We start from the raw sequence: 18,257 nt of genomic DNA on the forward strand, positions 1-18,257 counted from the left end.
TTTTCACTATTAATGTAATTTGTTGTAATTTTAACTATTTACAATGTACTATAAAACTAGAGTAACAAAATATTAGGAGGTAGTAAATGTGAATACTGTAAAATACGACCAAAAAGATTTTACCGCATACGTAACCCTTAATCGTCCGGATATGTTAAATGCCTTTAATTATGAAATGCTTGAACAATTAAGAAGTGTCATCGAATCCATTCAAATTCATCCTGACATTCGCCTTGTCGTGATTACAGGAGCAGGTGATAAAGCATTTTCTGTTGGTGCTGACTTAAAAGAACGTAAAACACTCCCTGACACACTGGTAAAGCGAAATTTAAATCGCTTTGGTGAAGTATTTATACTTATTGAACAATTACCACAGCCGACAATTTGCGTTTTAAATGGGTATGCTTTCGGTGGCGGGCTTGAGTTGGCACTTGCTTGTGACTTCCGCATCGCTGCTGACCAAATTTCACTCGGCTTAACGGAAACAGGCTTAGGGATTATTCCAGGTGCAGGAGGAACACAGAGACTGCCTCGTTTAATCGGTGAAGCAAAAGCGCTAGAGCTTATTTTAACGGCTAAACGGCTGACTGCAGCAGAAGCGCTTCAATACGGTGTGGTCACAAAAATAGCACCTTTTGAAAATTTACATGAAGTAACTGCTGATTTTGCGGCATTAATTTTAAAGAATGCACCGATTGCTCTACAGCAGGCTAAATTTGCCGTGAAGCAAGGAATGAAGACAGACATTCAAACTGGTTTGCAAATAGAACGAAAAGCTTATGAACTGACAATTCCTACAGAAGACCGAATTGAAGCACTAAACGCCTTTGCAGAAAAAAGACCCCCACAGTTTAAAGGGAAATAACAATCTTGAAAAAGAGACTGGGACAGAAGTGGAAATTTGATTGTAAAAGGTAAAAAAACATAGTAAGAAACGGATATTTTATAAATTGATTGGAATGGAGGGCGACTCCTGCGGGAACAGCACGACGCCTGAGACTACAGGCTCAGGCCGTGCCCGCGGAAAGCGTCCCGGAATGGAAATCAATTTTACACATAGAAAAAAAGCCATTTTTCTCAAGGAGAAAAATGGCTTTTTTGGTTATGTCCCAGTCCCTTACTTTTTATAAATATTTCTCAAACCAACCTGTGATTTGTTCCAATCGTTCTAGTCGTAAATTTGGAATCCCTGTTCGTGATAAGTTATGATCACATTCCGGGAAGCGGACGAATCCAACTTCTTTACCCATACGCTTCAACGTAATATACAACTGTTCTGCTTGCTCAATTGGACAGCGGAAATCGCGTTCACTGTGTAAAATAAGTAACGGTGTCTCAACATTTGCTGCATACTTTAACGGCGAATGATGCCATAGCTTCTCAACGTCATTCATATCCGCAAGCATTTGCCATTCTGAGAAGTAATAGCCGATATCCGATACCCCGTAGAAGCTTATCCAGTTTGAAATCGAACGCTGTGTAACAGCTGCTTTAAAGCGATTCGTATGTCCTACAACCCAGTTCGTCATAAATCCACCGTAACTACCACCAGTAATACCTAAACGTGACTCGTCAATCCATGCATAATGTTGCAATACATAGTCAACACCAGCCATAATATCCTCATAGTCACCTTCACCATATTTACCGCGCACACCATCTACAAATTCCTGGCTATAACCATGACTGCCACGAGGATTCACATATAATACGCCGTATCCTTTTGCCGCTAATAACTGCATCTCATGGAAAAATGTATTTGCATACAATGTATGAGGTCCACCATGCACTTCCACAATGAAAGGATATTTCTCGCCTTCTGTATATTGAGCAGGCTTCATTATCCACCCATGTACAGTGATACCATCTTTTGCAGTATACGAAATCGCTTCCGGTGTTGAAAGTGTTGTTGATTCTAAAAACTCAGCATTAAATGTTGTCAGTTGTTTACGCTCACCCGTTGTAATATCGAAATCAAATAATTCGCCAGGGAACGTCGGATTCGAAACCGTTATCAATGCACGGTTACCATTTTTGAAAACGGCATATCCATATACATGTTCATTTTCAGGTGATGCAGGATAAATTGCGCCCTCTAATGTAGCATAATATAATCGGATATCTCCCTCAGTAGACACTTGGAAATATAAATCGTTATTTTCCGTCCAAATGACCGTTGGAGCATCAACACCTTGCTGGATATCTGCAACAGCATAATCCCCTACAGGGACGTCCAGCATCTCAGTCAGCTTTTGCGTAGTTTTTGTTTCTGTATCATAAATATACACATGGCCATGTGTCGCGTTTTTATATGTATGGTCCGAGCCGCCAAATGCTATATAACGATCATCAGATGAAAACTCAGCGCCACCATAATAGCCGTCTTCATCAATTAATACTGCTTCTTCTTTCGTCTCAACATCAACTAAAAATAGCGGTGTACGGAATATGTCATCCGTATTTTCAGTACGATTTACTGCAATAACCAATGTTTTTCCATCATGTGAAATCCCTTGTAAACTATGAGAATAATCACCTTCTGTAAAAGCACTCACTTCTTTTGTCGCCAAATCGACCTTCGCAATTTGTGAATAACGTTCCTGAGGTAATAACCCAACACTATCTGCTTTGTATTTCATTTTGTCGACTACATATGCTTTCGGAACTTTTTTCTCTTCTTTTTCTTCCTGCTCTGTAATGCCCAAGCCTTTTTTTACAGTACTCGTAATCCAAAGCTTCTCACCACATGGGCTCCATAAGTATGAATTGACGCCATTTGGAAGTGTCGTTAATTCCTGTGCTTCTCCTCCACGGCTATTTAAAATATACAGCTGCTGTTTTTCATTGCGTTTAACTAAAAACGCAACTTGCTTGCCATCCGGTGACCATTGTGGACTTGAAACTCTTTCATTGCCATATGTCCATTGCGTTGATTCCCCTGTTTCCAAATCAATATGAAACAGATGAGCATTATAGTTATTTTCCTTCTCATTCAATTGAGTGCGTATATATAATGCTTCTTTCTCGTTTGGTGCAAGTATTGGATTCGTAATGGATTGTATTTCAAAAAGACTTTCTTTCGTTACATAGTTTGCCATTATAACACCTCTTAAAATTTATTTCGATTTCCGTAATAATACTTTAACATTTTTTATTTGAAAGTTCAAAATATTATTAGTATAACTTTTCATATTCAAGACTACTAACCTCAGGAATTTGTTCTATATAAAGATTTCTATTAAGTGCCATTGTATCTTTGGCGGGAACCGCATAGCAGCAATAAAGGCACGCCGTAAACGACGCACCTTTACTGCTACTATTATTGCGGCTTGGGACTCCCGCCAAACCTATTATGTCTGCCTTTGCACCGTTACGCTAGTTAGGCGGCGCTTACAGTAGTAGGCGCCGTCTCTACGCTCACAAGAAAAAACACCTACCAATATTGCAGTAGGTGTCTGACTGTTATGCTTTTGCGATTTCTTTTAAAGAGCGTCGCAGAATTTTGCCTGTTGTATTCTTAGGAAGCTCGTCCAAAATTTCAATAACAGACGGCACTTTGTATTTCACGATATGCTTTGCACAGTATGCTCGAATGTCCTCAACTGTAAGAGAAGGATCTTTTAATACAACATATGCATGTACCGCCTCACCAAAATCACGGTCAGGGAAACCTACAACTGCTGCCTCAACTATTCCTTCATGCGAGAACAATACTTCCTCAACTTCACGAGGATACACATTGTAACCGCCTACAATTATTAAGTCCTTTTTACGATCTACGATATAGAAATAACCTTCCTCATCTCTACTCGCTAAATCCCCTGTATATAACCAGCCATCACGAATCGCAACAGCCGTTTCTTCCGGCATTTTATAGTAGCCCTTCATTACGTTTGGTCCACGGACGATCAGTTCCCCGACTTCACCGACTCCTACTTCATCGCCATTTTCATCAACAATTTTATTTTCAACATTCACAATCGACTGCCCGATTGAACCCGGTTTACGTTCGCGATCAATAGGATTAAAGCATGTTACCGGTGAAGCTTCTGATAAACCGTAGCCTTCAGATATTCGTACATTAAACTTTTGCTCAAAGTTATGTAGTAATGATACTGGTAATGATGCTCCCCCTGAAATCGTCAATCGAACACTTGAAAATGCCGAAACATCGCCTTGTTCATACTGATACAGGAAATTAAACATTGTCGGCACTCCTGCAAATACAGTTGCCTTATATGTTGAAGCTAGCTCAAAAATTTCTCCTGGACTAAAGCGTGGTGCCAATAAAATTGTCGCTCCCCGCGTTAATGGCGAGTTCACCACAACCGTTAACGCAAATACATGGAATACTGGTAATGTTGCAATAACACGGTCATCCGTCGTCATTTGCAAATAATCCCCAATATCACGCGCATTAGAAAACAGGTTATTATGTGTCAGCATTGCACCTTTTGGATGACCTGTCGTACCAGAAGTATATAAAATAATAGCTGTATCGTCCGGAGCTAGATCTACCGGGTCTGTTGTACGGGCCGTCGTAGCCAGTACTTGTGAAAACAGCTTAGTTTTTTCTTTAGCAGCATCCGAAAGTGCCGCATATTTCTCACCGATTTCCGGTGTCGTTTCGCAAATAATATACTGTTCAACTTGTGGTAATCCATGCACCCCTGCTTCCACAAGCGGTAAAAGTAAATCAAGTGCGATAACAACCTTAACGTCACCATTTTTAATAATATAGGAAATTTCATCTGCTGTATAAATTGGATTAATCGGAATCGCAACAGCACCAATACGCATAGAAGCGTAAAGACTGATGATAAAATGCGGTGTATTCCCAAGTAAAAACGCGACATGATCGCCCTTTTGTACACCTAAATCTTCCAAGGCAGCAGCAAATCGCGCAACGGTTTGCTCCAATTCCCCGTATGACGTGCCTTTGCCTAAAAAGTAGTACGCTGTTTTTTCTGGTTGTTCGAAAGCCTGTTGTCTTACCTTTTCAACTAAATTCAATACACCCATCCCCTTTATGCGTAAAATGAAACAATATTCACTTTATTAGCATTATAAAATAAGTATATTAATAAAACAATACCAAACTCTCGTTTATACCGAAATATTGTACTAAAATCATATTTTTTCTATTTCTATTATCCTCGGACATGCGATAAATACCGCCATCTTATTAAATAAAAATAGACAACTTGAATAATTCCAAACAATGTAAATGAAAATACAACTTCCTTTACGATCGATAAATTCATCACATCATTTAAAACAGTTTGGACGACATAGAACGCGAAAGCACTATGGATAAAGGCTAAGCCCCATGGTAAGAAAAATTGAATGACTAAATTTCTTGTTATAAGCCGCTTTAGTTCCTTATCACTTAAACCGATTTTTTTGAGCATATCAAACTGCTTTTTCTCCCGGTCCAAGTTTGCATATATTTTGAAATAAACAAAGCTCCCCGATGCCAATAAAAATACAGCTACTACTAATATACCAATGAGTGTTAACAAGGAATACGTAGCTAATATATAAGAATAATTTAGACCTGCATTTTCAAAATAAAAGGGCAGTGTATAATCACTATTTAAAATATAATCTCTGGCAACCATTTGCTGAATGCCAAGACCAATTTGGTCAGTTTCAGTCCAGTTAGGAATATCAAAAGTAAATAAGTGATAACCCGGCTCGACAAATGGTGTCATCTCAAAATCATTTACGAGACGCGTAAAATCTTCGTCGCTGATTATAATCGCATTACTGCTAATAATGGCAGATGGGAAAAACACTTTTGGATACACACTATCAATCGTCAGGTGAATATCGTTTTCCTTTAAAACCGTCTCTACAACCGTCTCCTCCAATGTTTCAATCGAATCTTCCGAGTACGGGATGAACATCGCTTCCCCACTCGTTAAACTAACAAGCGGATATTTATAGGAAAACAGTAAATGGTTAATATCGGTTTCCCGAAACACCTCTACCGGATTCGAAGTATAGGTGGATGTTTGACGTACTACAGTAAAACGCGTCATATGATAACTTATTCCGCTATCTTCCAACTCATCTATAATAGAGAGAATATGCTCAGTTTCATATGGATTATCGGTTACTCCTTTATAAATAAGACCAATCGGGTTGAGCTTATCGTATTGAGAAGTATAGGACGACATTGCAGATAATACACCCACTGTTAAAAAGGCAAGTGTGGAAACAAGGGTAACGATGAAGAACATCCGAGAATTAACACGTAAGATATGCACTTGCTCGGCTATCGCCAACATACGTGCTCGCTTCCAATAAAACAGCTTACGATTCTTCAAACGATCTATAATAAAAAGCGTTGTATCTGTAAAGAAATAATACGTCCCGAAAGTTACAAAGATCGGGATAAGCAGCGTATACGTAAAAATAGATGATTTGGTTGTAATAAGCGCTAAACTGTAGCCACCTAAAATAAGTACAATTCCTAAAATCGCATTACGTTTTGAATAGTTCGTTACAACATCAACAAATTTCGGGCCCCGAATCAAATTCCGGATTTTTATATCAGGAGTAAAAATAATGCTGATTGTTGAAATTACAATAAAAGCACTCAAGTAAACAAATAACGTAAGTACAAACGGCTCCCATGATAAATAGAGCGGCAACGCAGTTAAGTTTAAAATTTCACGCACAATCATAAAGAAAAACTTAGAAAATGCATAACCAAAAACAATTCCTGAAATGCAGGAGAATATACCAATTGTCATCGTTTCAATGATAATTAGTTTTCCGAGTTGATTGCGATCCATGCCAAGTTGAAGCAATATCGCAAATTCCTTCGAACGCGCCTCTAAAAAGGCCCGCATCGAATAAAAAATAAAAAACCATGAAAAGAGAACAAGTATAATTTCAGCAATAACCATCCCTGCAATTGATACTTCTCCTAAAAACCCACTTTCTATTTCAGGATGAAACATCAACATGGAATAGATAAAAAAAACAAAAACACTGAAAAAGCTGGCCATAAAAAAAGCAGCGTAGTTTCGAAAATTCCGGAAAACGTTACGGTAGGCGAATTGAAGAAAAGTCACCGACATGTCCCCCTAATAAACTTAATACATTTAAAATTCGTTGGAAAAAAGTTTGGCGTCGGTCATCTTTATAGATTTCATTGAAGAACTCACCATCTTTAATAAAAATAACACGGTCACAATAGCTTGCTGCGATTGGATCATGTGTCACCATTAAAATAGTAGTGTTATTTTCTTGATTCATTTTTCCCAACAGCTCCAAAACTTCTCGTGACGCATTCGAGTCTAAATTCCCTGTCGGTTCATCCGCTAAAACAAGCATCGGTCTATGAATTAATGCCCGAGCAATCGCCGTACGTTGTGCTTGTCCACCGGAAATTTCATTTGGACGCTTTTCTAAAATAGAAGTCAATTCGAGCAGTTCACTTAAATAATGAAGACGCTCTTCCATAACGGCTATCGGCTGTTCATCAAGCGTTAACGGCAATATAATGTTTTCTTCTACCGTTAAAGTCGGAAGCAAATTGAAATCTTGAAATATAAATCCTAGCTGACGTCGACGGAAAAATGCGAGCTCCTCACTATTAAGCTTTTGCGGTTTCATTCCATTGAATATAATCTCTCCGGAAGTAAGTGTATCAATCATGGAAACCATATTTAACAATGTTGTTTTACCACTGCCCGACGGACCCATAATTGCTATAAACTCACCCTTTTCCACCTCAAAACTAAGTTGGTTTAGTGCACGCTTCGTCACTTTTCCCTCATACACTTTCGTTGCTTCCTGTATTTGTAAAATTGGCATAGTAACTCCTTTTAAACGAGTATATTACTTTCGATCACCCAAGGCAGGACAACTTCAAAGCTAATTTCGATAATAGGACCATCCATCACTATAGGAACCTGATCCATTTCATCAGTTAGCGAAAAACAGTGTTCTCCAAGTATGATATCCCATCCATCGACTTCACCCTCTACAATTTCGCCGATAATATGGTATTTTCCCGAATACATAATGGCTGTATTGTCGTTTACTTGATGACTTTCAAGGTGGCTTGGCTTTGAAAGATCTATGCCTAGCTCCCTAGCAAAATCAAGTACTTTATGTTCTAAATGTTTTTCACACGCTTCTACAAAATTGTGGCATTCCTCACTCATACAACGGTAGCTATTAAATTCAAATGCCATTTTTGTTTTTTCTACATCTACCGCTAATTTCCAGTCTCCAATGTGTATCATCGTACGCCCCCTATGATTGAAAAATCACTTCTACCTGTGTACCTTGACCTGTTTCAGAAGTAATCACGAGCTGATGCCCGAGCTTATCGCATATTTCCTTTGCAATATAAAGCCCCATACCAGTAGATTCACCTGTTTTACGACCATTTTCTCCTGTATAAAAGGCTTTCGTAATTCGGGATAAATCAGCTTTCGGTATACCAATTCCTTCATCACGTATGCATAATTGCACCTGGCTTTCCTTCTGCACAACAGTAATATAGATTTTCTTATTTGGTTCAAATGTATATTTCACCGCGTTCGTAATAAATTGTTCAATTAAAAAGCGCAGCCATTTTTCATCACTCATTACAACTATATCCTCGTCAATATTCACTTCCGGAAAAACACGGTTCGTAATAAATAAGCGCTTATTCTCGTTAATGGTATTCATAATAACGGATTTAAGCGGTACTTTCATGATTTGCATATCGTCCGCAAAATTTTCTAATCGTGCATGCATGAGCACCATTTCAAGGCCTCGCTTTAAACGCTCCACTTCCTCTTGGACACTTCTTTTATCAAGCTCCTCATCCTGCTGCAGCAACAGTTCTAAAACTGATACGGGCGTTTTCATCTGATGGACCCATTGATTCATAAATTTATACTGCCGCGATTGGGTCGCATACAATGCCTGTACTTCATGCTGATACAGGCGGTAAAGCTCATGTAAATACTGTTCTGTTACTGCATATTCGGTAGTCTTTGCATTTTTTTGAAGCGCATCTTCCATAGTAATTGGAAGCACCGAAATCTTTGCTAAATATCGGCGTCTTAGCATGTACCTCACAACTAGAAAAGAAAAAATAAGAAGAGTGCTAATAGCAATTGCATAAATGGCGGTGTTGATATTACGAAAGCCATCCAGCCAAAATAAAGATAGTAAAAATAACGTCAGCACAATTTGAAAAATAATATAGGAAAGATGCTCCTTAATGAACAGTTTGATCGCCATTACATTTCCTCCGCACTCAATAAAAAGCGGTAGCCTGCCCCACGTACGGTTTCAATCATTGATTTGATTCCATAGTCCGCTAACTTTTTTCGGACACGTGTCATATTTACATTCAATGTATTTTCATCGACGAATGCTTGATCATCCCATAATTCCTCCAGCAAATGATCGCGCGACACCACTTTTGGTGCTTGTCCCATTAACAATCCTAAAATAATACATTCCTTCTTTTGCAAAGGAATGACCAAATCTCTTAACTGAAGTTCCATCCGTTCCAAATATAACGTGAGCTGACCTTGTACAACCGTTCGCTCCTCCTGTCTAGTGGAATATTCTCCATATGTACGACGTAAATGACTGCGAATTTTAGCAAGTACAATTTCATAGTTGAATGGCTTCGTAATAAAGTCATCCCCACCATTTTCCAATGCAAAAATTTGATCCATTTCTCCAGAACGAGCTGAAATGAACAGTATTGGACATTTCGTAAATTGTCTTAACTTTCTGCACCAATAATATCCATCATAAGAAGGTAAATTTATATCCAATAAAATCAAGTGTGGTGAAAATGCCAAACATTGCTCGACTAATAAATCAAAGTCACTGATAGTTTCCACATCATATTGATATTTCCTTAATGTATCTGCTAATAGTGAAGCTATTTTTGGATCATCCTCGACGATGAAAATTCGATGCTTTTCCATCTGAATGACCTCCTTTTCAATAGGTTATCAAATAATAATACCTAATCATTTTATTAATCCATCGTTTCCGCAGTAGCAGCATATACGCAACTTCTCACCGCATAAAAAGATGGATAAAAAAACTTTCTCATTTACTCTTATTGTATCAAAAAAAGGGAGCTCTCGAAATCAGGAGCACCCTCTTTAAACAATCTCTATTACATTCATGATGCGATACACTGGATGCTAGTAAATTAATTGAAGGAAATCCTCTTCAGAAACTCCTCCAAAGTAAGTTGGAATTTCAATATACTTTAGCTTTTCTGCAATTGCGCCACGTTCGTATTTAGTACCGATCAGTAATTGTGCAACTTCATCCACATCACCTATACCGAAGAAATCACCAAAAATAGTTGCTTCTTCAATAACCCCTTTGTTTACATCTAAACGAATATCTAAGCTACCTGATGGGAAACGCTTTGTTTTTTGAATATTAAAGCGTGGCGATTTACCATAATTCCACTCCCATAACTGATAGCGACTTTCGGAAATTTCATGGATTTTTTTCCAATCTTCTTCCGTAAGCTCATAATATTTAATATTTTCTTCACCGCCGAAAATCGACTTTAAAATTTCCATACGGAACTCTTCAACAGTAATTTTTTCAGGCAGAAAATCGATAATATTTGCCACACGCGAACGCACAGATTTAATCCCTTTAGATTCGATCTTGTCCTGTTTAACTTTCAGTGAATTGACAACAGCATCTATATCCAGATCAAACATTAACGTACCATGACTAAACATCCGGCCGCGAGTTGAATATTGCGCATTACCCGATACTTTCTTACCTTCCGCCAAAATATCATTACGACCTGACAGCTCTGAATTTACGCCTAGTTTTGCAAGTGCATCCACAACTGGTTGAGTAAATTTTTTGTAGTTGCTGAAACTATTCCCATCATCTTTCGTTAAAAAGCTGAAATTTAAATTGTTTAAATCATGATACACAGCGCCACCACCTGAAAGGCGTCGTACAACAATTATTCCATTTTCTTCTACATAGTCTGTATTAATTTCTTCGATTGTGTTTTGGTTTTTCCCAATGATGATTGAAGGCTGATTAATATAAAACAATAAATAATCGTCTTTTTCAATATCCATATTCTTCAATACGTACTCTTCTATTGCTAAGTTAATGCGTGGATCTGTAATCCCTTTGTTATCGATAAAATACATGGGGCTTCTCTCCTTCACAATTTATCCATATTTATTTTAACTTAAATTAGGCCATTTGTGTTGACGAATTAAAACTGTTATAATACAATACATAATATAAACAGAAGTAATATAACAGAACATTAAAGGAGGCATGCACAATGTTAGAAAACGTAGTGGAATTTTTCAAGAATTTACCTGATAAAATTTGCGTTCAATGCGGTGATAAAATCGAAGAACAAAGCGAGTGCTACAGCAACAATTGTGATAAATGTAACTCTCTTTAATTCTATATTCACTGTTTAATTCGCACTATCCCTTCATCTTAGAAAAAGATGAACCTATAATAGCTTACACTTACACAAACCACGAGCCCGCTCAATGCTCGTGGTTTTTTCTATCCATAAAAAAAGCGTGGATTCAGGTTACCCTTGAATCCACGCTTCTTCTCTCTAAGCTTCTGTATGATGTTTTGAATAACGTTTTTTATAAAGTAATGTAAAGTAACTGAATGTAATTGCCAAGCATGAGAACATTACTGTACCTAAAATCGCCCAGTTGAACATCAAGAATGCTGTATCACCCATTGAAATAGCTGCTTTTAGACCTTGCACAGAGAATGTCATCGGTAAAATTTTGTTAAAGAAATGCAATTGTTCTGGTACTAGTTCGATTGGGAACGTACCTGCGCTTGTTGTTAATTGAAGTATTAAAACGACAATTGCAATAAATCGTCCTGGATCGCCAAACAGTGATACTAATAATTGAACCATCGCTAAAAATGTAAAGCTTGTTAAAATCGTCGTAAGAATAAACTGTGGCATACTATTGACCTCAAGACCAAGTCCCCAAACGACAATTGCAATCGTGATGAAGGATTGTATTAATCCAACACCGATTAATACTGTTACTTTACTTGCAAACCAGCTTGCACTGTTTTTCGGTATAATCGCTGGTTCAACAAATGGGAACACGATGGAGATTAATAATGCCCCAACGAATAATCCTAGTGAAATGAAGTATGGTGCAAAACCTGTACCGTAGTTAGGTACATGGTTTACTGATTCTTTTTCAATTTCCACTGGAGAGCCTACCATATTATAAGTTTCTTCAGTCGGGTTGACTTCTGCTTTTTCACTTGCTTCAGTTAACTTTCCAGATAATGTTTTCGTACCGTTCTTTAACTCTTTCGTGCCATCTACTAAAGTAGTCGAACCTTGTGCTAACTCACCTGATTTTTCAGCTAATAAGCTTGTGCCATCACTTAATTTATTCGAACCGTCCACTAATGTGTTTAAACCTTGTGCCAATGAGTTGGCACCTGTAGCGACACTCAATGCACCTTTGTTTAATTCATCCAGTTTCCCTGCAATAGTGGCGTTGCCTTCTGCTAATGAACTAGCGCCTGCAACGAGCTGGGCTGAATTTTGCTGTAATTGTGCAACACCGGCATTGACTTGTTGTTGTCCTGAATTTAATTTACTCGCACCATTACTAATCGCTGCGATTTTATCATCTAGCCCATTTACACCTTCATGTAACTGACCTAAACCACCGCTTACCTCTTTACTACCAGCTTGTAACTGTGCGAGTGCTGTTTTTAAAGCTTCTTGATTTTCTTCTGGCAGCATTGGAAGAATTCCTTCTAATTGGCTTGCTAATTTATCCATCCCACCTGCTACATTAGCTGAACCATCAGCCAATGCTTTAACTTTGTCATCGATATTCGCTGTACCTTGTGTTAATAATGACAGATTTTCAGCTAAGCTCGCTTGACCAGATGTAATGTCCTTTTGTCCGTTTGCTACTTGTGCAACACCATCAGTATAGCTTTCAATCCCTTGTTGCAGAGTATTGGCACCATCAGCTGCAGATTTTGCTCCTACTGACAATTGATTGCTACCGTCAGCAATTTTTGCTACCCCGGCTGATAATTCCTTTGCACCTGCCGCAGCATTTTTGGCACCGGCTGTTAAAGTACCTGTACCATCAGAAAGCTCAACAGTACTTGATGCCAATTGCTCTAAATAGCCTTTCAGCTCATCAGCGCCATCCGCAAGCTTCGCGGCACCTTCATCAAGTTCCCCTGCACCATTTGCAGCCTCGACAAAACCGTCACCAAGTTGTGTAATGGAATCAAATAATTTTTCGGCATATGTTGCGGAAACTTGTGTATTTACTTCCGCTTTAATGCGGTCCATTGCAGTTTCACCAATTTGTGCACCTAAAAAGTTAAAGCCTTCATTTGGAATATAATCGATAACCAATTTTTGTGGTTGATCATCTAATAATGTTGTAGCATGTTCCGAGAAATTTTCCGGAATTTTAATTAAAATATAATATTTTTGATCGAGTAATTTTTGGTCTGCTTCCTTTACATCGACTTCCTCAAACTGGAATTGCTCGCTATCTATCAGCTTATCGACCAATGTTTGACCGAGCTCCATTGTTTCGTCATCCATCATAGCCCCTTTGTCTTCATTGACAATGGCTACTGGCATGCTTTCTAAATTAGCATATGGATCCCAAAATGCCCATAAGAACATTCCGCTGTACATGACCGGAACAAAAAGAACGGCAATAACTGAAATAAGCATTTTCTTTGTTTTGAAAATCTTCAGCCATTCTGCTTTTATCACATTAATTTCCTCCTTCAAAACTATATGACTGAAATCGTCATTTGGTCATTTTATAGTAAAAAGAAACCACTCCACTAGGAAGTGACGATTACTTTTTCTTTGCCAACCCTCGGAAAAGGGTTTCGCTGAATAATGTCAAAATTTCTTGTTCATTGAGTGGCTCATTATGTGTCAACTGCCAATCTACAATAAATGCTAAATACGATTTAAACAACAAAAAGGCCACATGCTCAGGATTACAGTCAATAATCTCATCTTTTGCGATGCCATTTCGAATACGCATCGAAACATATGAAATGATTTCCGATTCTATTTGTAAAAGCATTTGCTGTACTTCCGGAGTGCCTAGCGCTGTTTCCTCTTCTATTAGTTTGGCAAACAGTAAATGTCGCTCGCGGAATTGCAGCATTTTCATTAATGCTGTATGGGCATTTTGCATAAAACTTGCATTGGCATCAATTAGCTTATCTGTTTCGTGCTTCATTTCATTGATTAAATGAAATACCACTTCCTGAAACAACTCTTCTTTATTTTTGAAAAACGTATAAATTGTCCCTTTCCCGACATTAGCAATTTTAGCAACTTGTTCAATCGTTGTTGCTTTATAGCCGAATAAAGTAAAGGACTTAGTCGCAGCCAGTAGAATTTCATGTCGACGATCCATAAATCCACCTCCCTAGAAAAAATGCAATTTTATAATTTTTTTAATTTAAAAATGACCAGAAGACCATATCGGTCACCCAGTCATCATTATACACCGTTCATTTCAATTTGCAACAATTAATGGCCATGCTCTTCTTCTTTTTCTACTTGTTCTTTTTCATCGCTTGACCCATGTTCCATTGAATCCGAACTAGTATCTTCGACAACTTTACTCATATCGGGTTTCCCTACAATGAGCTTTTTCTTTGGCATGACATGCATTCCGCGAGCCGTTGTATGGGCAAACATATAATATACGCCATCATGATCGAATGTATATTCCGCAACATATATACCATCCTCCGTTAGTTGCCCGTCCAACATGTCACCCTCATCTCGAAATCCGGACTCCCACACTTCAAACTTTACTTCCTGTGCATCATTCACGACTTCTTCATCCTGCGTGACACGTGCAGCAAGCTGAACTTCCCCTACATTTAATTGCTCTTCAGTTTGAATTTGTACCTCGACAAATGCAGGTACTTCAGCAGTTTCTAGTGTTTCCACTTCGTCATCTCCACAACCGAATAATACGAAAGGTACTGCAAATAAGCTATATAACCATTTTTTCATCATTCTTCCTCCATTAATGGGAACATGACACTTACAACTGTTCCTTCATCTACTATACTTTTAATTTCCAATTTTCCTTTATGCTGTTTAACAATTTGCTCCACTATCGATAATCCGAGACCACTTCCGCCGTCTGATCGGCTCCGCGCTTTGTTCACACGGTAAAATCGCTCTGTTACATGAGGCAGGTCTTCGGGTGGAATACCTATCCCATAATCGGTAATTGTTAAAACTGCATATGAACCTACTATAGAAGATTCTACACGAATGCTAGAATGATCAGTTGAATAGTGTATCGCGTTTTCCATGATGTTAATAAAAACTTGCTTTAGTTTTTCTTCATCACCAATTACAATTATCTCTTCATTTAATTGTTGAACGATTTGAATATTTTTTTTATTTGCTTTTTGTTGTACTAAACGAATGGCATCACGGATAGTTTCTGCAAAGACAAGCATATCAAAATATGATTCTGCCTGGCTGTCTTCTTTACGTGCCAGCTGCATAAGCTCATTCGTTAGGCGCTCCATTCTTGTTGCTTCTTTTTCAATTAACCGGATCGCTTCATCCCGCTTAGCTTCATCGATTATTCCTTTTTGAATGGCTTCACTATATCCTTTCACATAGCTGATCGGTGTACGCAGCTCATGGGAAACTGTTGCTAAAAAGGATTTTTGTACTTCGTCATCTTGCTGAATTGCATCCGCCATTTGGTTGAAAGCGGAAGATAAATGCCCAATTTCATCATTTACGGAAACATTGACCCGTACATTGTAATCCCCGGCTGTCATTTGTTTTACGGCATGCTGCAATGTTTCCAACGGCAGTAGGATTTTCCGCATTCCTTGATACACGAAAAAGCCAGCTACAAGCAAAAACATAATGGCCCCTGTAATGAGTAAAATCACTTCTTCTTTTGCCAATTCCGAAATTTTAGCTAACGGAAAATAGATGTAAAGAATACCTTCCAGCCGATTTTGATCAGTAAAAGGGAGAATGACGGATATAATTTGCCGATCGAATCGTTCCTCATAACCGATTTTTGTTACAGCATTCCCTGAAAGTAATTGCTTCCGCTCATCCGGGCCAATTAATGCATCATAGTCAATATCAAATGGTACACAAGCACTTAATTCCCTCGGATTTCGAACAGCAAATATTTCAAGATTAGAGTAGGCAGCAAATTGTTCAATATCAGAAATTAGTTCGTCTGATACTTTACCTCCACTATACTTCGTCTGAAGCTTCTCGCCTGTTTCAATCATAGTACTTTTCGTATCTTCTACGTAAAGCTGTTCATATAAAAAGTTCGTAAATATGTACATAAAAATGATAGTGGCACTTAAAAATAACACCATTAATAGCCATAGCTTTGAAGATATTTTTTTCATGTCGTATGCTCAAAGCGATAGCCTACACCCCATACGGTTTGGATGTATTCACTAGCTTCTTTCGATTTTTTGCTCAGTTTTAGCCGCAATGTTTTAATATGAGTATCTACTGTACGAGCTCCACCTGCATAATCAATATCCCAAATCCGTTCTAAAAGTTGCTCGCGCGTATAGACAATCCCCGGTTTTAGCATAAATAAATGCAAAAGCTCAAATTCCTTTAAAGTTAACAATACAGGTTCCTGCTCAATGTATACTTTACGAGAAATTTCATCCATTTTTAAAATACCCCTGTGCAAGTATTGAATGGAAGGCTGTTCACTTACTGTTCCGACCCTTCTTAACACCGCAAATATTCGTGCGACTAGTTCATCGGCAGTAAAAGGTTTGACGATATAATCATCGCCCCCAATCATTAGACCCTTTACCTTATCTTCATTCGCATCACGGGCTGTCAAAAAAATAATAGGAACTTTCGCCATAGCCTGCATTGCTTCACAAACAGCAAATCCATCTTCCCCTGGCATCATCACATCAAGCAAAACTAAATCCACCTGCTGCTGGGACAATATAAAATATGCTTCAGCGCCATTTGATGCCTGTATCGTTTCAAATCCAGATTTCGTTAAAATAACATCGATTAATTGGCGCATATTTTCTTCATCATCTACTATTAAAATAGTTGTCAATGACTATCCCCCCCTTACGAGCAATTGAAAAGGTCCTTCTCTTGTTTTAACCTGCTTTTGAATTTCGCCTTCATCTATAAAGTAAAGCGTATGATCATCATATCCCGCAACAACCAACTTATCCTGAAATTGGGCAACTGCAAATGGATTTGCCCCAATCTCCTGTTGCCATAATATATCACCATCAGCTGCAACGCGGTAAATTGTATTGGAACCATGACTCGAAACGATGATATCTTCATCAGCCTTCGAAAAGGCAATCGGCATTAGAGGCAGTGTGAACTCTCTATTTAACTGACCTGTACTTAAATTATAAACCCGGACGAATTTGTTTGGTTTATTGCCTATTCCATGTCCTCCAACCCATAATTCCTGTTGTTCATAAGATACATACAATCCTTGGGAAGAAGTTGGAACAGGCCATTCATCGATTACCTCTAAGTTTTCTTTATGTACAACAGATAACACGGTATCTTTATAATTTATCACATATAAATAATCTTTCGACGCAGCCATTGACATTGGATAATTGCGTAGCCTAACTTTTTTCTTAAGCTCCCCTTTTTCGGTATAGCTTATTAGTTCATTTGTTTTGCCATTTGTTAAAAATAGTTGGCTCGTATCTTCATCATAATAACCGTTTGTAATGCCTAATCCTACATCAATGGACTTTACCTTTTCCCCAGATGAAAGCTGTAGAATATCTGCATGCTGCAATTGATAGCCATATAACACTACGTGGTCAAATCCAATTAATACTGCTCCTGTATATCCTTTCTCGAAAACCCATGTCGCGAGTAATTCACCTGACTGTTCGTAAAACGTTAAGGAAGGCTGCAAAATATTAAGGGATGCAACAAAAGGCTGATGTGGATTAATTTCTTCCATTCTTTCGCTATCACAACTAGCTAAAAGTAAAAGAACTATGCAACTAAAAAAATGTATTATAAATTTTTTCATTTTCATTGCACCTCATTAATAAGCGTACTAAAAATATGTGAAATTTGCATGAAGCCAATAGGATAATTTTGTGAACGAATAAAGGAAATTCACACCAAAAAAGCTGCATTAAAAGCAATTATACTTTTAATACAGCGTTTTTGT

At 38.1% G+C, this 18,257-nt stretch carries 16 protein-coding genes; 2 read left to right on the forward strand and 14 right to left on the reverse strand.

Going from position 1 to position 18,257, the window contains the following annotated elements:
• Positions 1 to 88: 88 nt before the first annotated feature.
• Positions 89 to 865, forward strand: coding sequence for an enoyl-CoA hydratase-related protein (locus tag MKY13_RS16855; protein WP_339214070.1), 777 nt, complete (start codon positions 89 to 91; stop codon positions 863 to 865).
• A gap of 259 nt (positions 866 to 1,124) precedes the next feature.
• On the opposite strand, the gene MKY13_RS16860 is transcribed toward MKY13_RS16855, so the two are convergent.
• From MKY13_RS16860 to MKY13_RS16895, 8 genes are all read right to left on the reverse strand, one after another.
• Complete coding sequence (locus MKY13_RS16860; protein ID WP_191699511.1) at positions 1,125 to 3,098, reverse strand: S9 family peptidase; 1,974 nt, start codon at positions 3,096 to 3,098, stop codon at positions 1,125 to 1,127.
• 364 nt (positions 3,099 to 3,462) lie between these two features.
• Positions 3,463 to 5,013 (reverse strand): fatty acid--CoA ligase family protein, encoded by a 1,551-nt coding sequence (locus MKY13_RS16865; RefSeq protein WP_339214074.1) that lies wholly within the window; start codon positions 5,011 to 5,013, stop codon positions 3,463 to 3,465.
• 137 nt (positions 5,014 to 5,150) lie between these two features.
• Positions 5,151 to 7,085: an ABC transporter permease gene (locus tag MKY13_RS16870; RefSeq protein ID WP_339214076.1), complete on the reverse strand. Its 1,935-nt coding sequence runs from the start codon at positions 7,083 to 7,085 to the stop codon at positions 5,151 to 5,153.
• Positions 7,057 to 7,830 (reverse strand): ABC transporter ATP-binding protein, encoded by a 774-nt coding sequence (locus tag MKY13_RS16875; RefSeq protein ID WP_191699508.1) that lies wholly within the window; start codon positions 7,828 to 7,830, stop codon positions 7,057 to 7,059. The genes MKY13_RS16870 and MKY13_RS16875 overlap by 29 nt, the downstream gene beginning before the upstream one ends.
• 11 nt (positions 7,831 to 7,841) lie before the next feature.
• Entirely contained in the window at positions 7,842 to 8,264 is a 423-nt protein-coding gene (locus MKY13_RS16880) for a hypothetical protein (RefSeq protein ID WP_191699507.1), read from the reverse strand.
• Between the two features lie 10 nt (positions 8,265 to 8,274).
• Positions 8,275 to 9,258 carry a sensor histidine kinase gene (locus MKY13_RS16885; RefSeq protein WP_191699506.1) on the reverse strand — a complete coding sequence of 328 codons (984 nt, stop codon included), beginning with the start codon at positions 9,256 to 9,258 and terminating at the stop codon, positions 8,275 to 8,277.
• The gene (locus tag MKY13_RS16890; RefSeq protein WP_191699505.1) at positions 9,258 to 9,962 is read right to left on the reverse strand and encodes a response regulator transcription factor; all 705 of its coding nucleotides are present in this window, start codon (positions 9,960 to 9,962) and stop codon (positions 9,258 to 9,260) included. Before MKY13_RS16890 ends, MKY13_RS16885 begins: the two co-directional genes overlap by 1 nt.
• A gap of 225 nt (positions 9,963 to 10,187) precedes the next feature.
• Complete coding sequence (locus MKY13_RS16895; RefSeq protein ID WP_191699504.1) at positions 10,188 to 11,180, reverse strand: lipoate--protein ligase; 993 nt, start codon at positions 11,178 to 11,180, stop codon at positions 10,188 to 10,190.
• A 140-nt stretch (positions 11,181 to 11,320) separates the two neighbouring features.
• On the opposite strand from MKY13_RS16895, the gene yhfH reads away from it, so the two are divergent.
• Positions 11,321 to 11,446 carry a protein YhfH gene (yhfH, locus tag MKY13_RS16900; protein ID WP_008406441.1) on the forward strand — a complete coding sequence of 42 codons (126 nt, stop codon included), beginning with the start codon at positions 11,321 to 11,323 and terminating at the stop codon, positions 11,444 to 11,446.
• A gap of 165 nt (positions 11,447 to 11,611) precedes the next feature.
• On the opposite strand, the gene MKY13_RS16905 is transcribed toward yhfH, so the two are convergent.
• From MKY13_RS16905 to MKY13_RS16930, 6 genes are all read right to left on the reverse strand, one after another.
• Complete coding sequence (locus MKY13_RS16905) at positions 11,612 to 13,798, reverse strand: YhgE/Pip domain-containing protein (RefSeq protein WP_191699503.1); 2,187 nt, start codon at positions 13,796 to 13,798, stop codon at positions 11,612 to 11,614.
• Positions 13,799 to 13,886: 88 nt separating this feature from the next.
• Positions 13,887 to 14,462: a TetR/AcrR family transcriptional regulator gene (locus tag MKY13_RS16910; protein WP_191699502.1), complete on the reverse strand. Its 576-nt coding sequence runs from the start codon at positions 14,460 to 14,462 to the stop codon at positions 13,887 to 13,889.
• A 116-nt stretch (positions 14,463 to 14,578) separates the two neighbouring features.
• Positions 14,579 to 15,073 (reverse strand): FixH family protein, encoded by a 495-nt coding sequence (locus MKY13_RS16915; RefSeq protein WP_191699501.1) that lies wholly within the window; start codon positions 15,071 to 15,073, stop codon positions 14,579 to 14,581.
• The gene (locus tag MKY13_RS16920) at positions 15,073 to 16,464 is read right to left on the reverse strand and encodes a HAMP domain-containing sensor histidine kinase (protein WP_191699500.1); all 1,392 of its coding nucleotides are present in this window, start codon (positions 16,462 to 16,464) and stop codon (positions 15,073 to 15,075) included. Before MKY13_RS16920 ends, MKY13_RS16915 begins: the two co-directional genes overlap by 1 nt.
• Positions 16,461 to 17,153, reverse strand: a complete 693-nt coding sequence (locus MKY13_RS16925) for a response regulator transcription factor (protein WP_339214084.1) — start codon at positions 17,151 to 17,153, stop codon at positions 16,461 to 16,463. The genes MKY13_RS16920 and MKY13_RS16925 overlap by 4 nt, the downstream gene beginning before the upstream one ends.
• Positions 17,154 to 17,156: 3 nt before the next feature.
• Positions 17,157 to 18,113, reverse strand: coding sequence for a YncE family protein (locus tag MKY13_RS16930; protein WP_339214086.1), 957 nt, complete (start codon positions 18,111 to 18,113; stop codon positions 17,157 to 17,159).
• Positions 18,114 to 18,257: the final 144 nt, after the last annotated feature.

This window comes from Solibacillus sp. FSL W8-0372 (genome assembly GCF_037969735.1).
In the GTDB taxonomy this organism is placed as follows: domain Bacteria; phylum Bacillota; class Bacilli; order Bacillales_A; family Planococcaceae; genus Solibacillus; species Solibacillus faecavium.

What these genes read in the sequence shown, in the direction of transcription:
- MKY13_RS16860 (WP_191699511.1), bottom strand. Translation starts at nt 3,098, where the DNA reads ATGGCAAACTATGTAACGAAAGAAAGTCTTTTTGAAATACAATCCATT.
- MKY13_RS16875 (WP_191699508.1), bottom strand. Translation starts at nt 7,830, where the DNA reads ATGCCAATTTTACAAATACAGGAAGCAACGAAAGTGTATGAGGGAAAA.
- MKY13_RS16880 (WP_191699507.1), bottom strand. Translation starts at nt 8,264, where the DNA reads ATGATACACATTGGAGACTGGAAATTAGCGGTAGATGTAGAAAAAACA.
- MKY13_RS16885 (WP_191699506.1), bottom strand. Translation starts at nt 9,258, where the DNA reads ATGGCGATCAAACTGTTCATTAAGGAGCATCTTTCCTATATTATTTTT.
- MKY13_RS16890 (WP_191699505.1), bottom strand. Translation starts at nt 9,962, where the DNA reads ATGGAAAAGCATCGAATTTTCATCGTCGAGGATGATCCAAAAATAGCT.
- MKY13_RS16895 (WP_191699504.1), bottom strand. Translation starts at nt 11,180, where the DNA reads ATGTATTTTATCGATAACAAAGGGATTACAGATCCACGCATTAACTTA.
- yhfH (WP_008406441.1), top strand. Translation starts at nt 11,321, where the DNA reads ATGTTAGAAAACGTAGTGGAATTTTTCAAGAATTTACCTGATAAAATT.
- MKY13_RS16910 (WP_191699502.1), bottom strand. Translation starts at nt 14,462, where the DNA reads ATGGATCGTCGACATGAAATTCTACTGGCTGCGACTAAGTCCTTTACT.
- MKY13_RS16915 (WP_191699501.1), bottom strand. Translation starts at nt 15,073, where the DNA reads ATGAAAAAATGGTTATATAGCTTATTTGCAGTACCTTTCGTATTATTC.
- MKY13_RS16920 (WP_191699500.1), bottom strand. Translation starts at nt 16,464, where the DNA reads ATGAAAAAAATATCTTCAAAGCTATGGCTATTAATGGTGTTATTTTTA.
- MKY13_RS16930 (WP_339214086.1), bottom strand. Translation starts at nt 18,113, where the DNA reads ATGAAAAAATTTATAATACATTTTTTTAGTTGCATAGTTCTTTTACTT.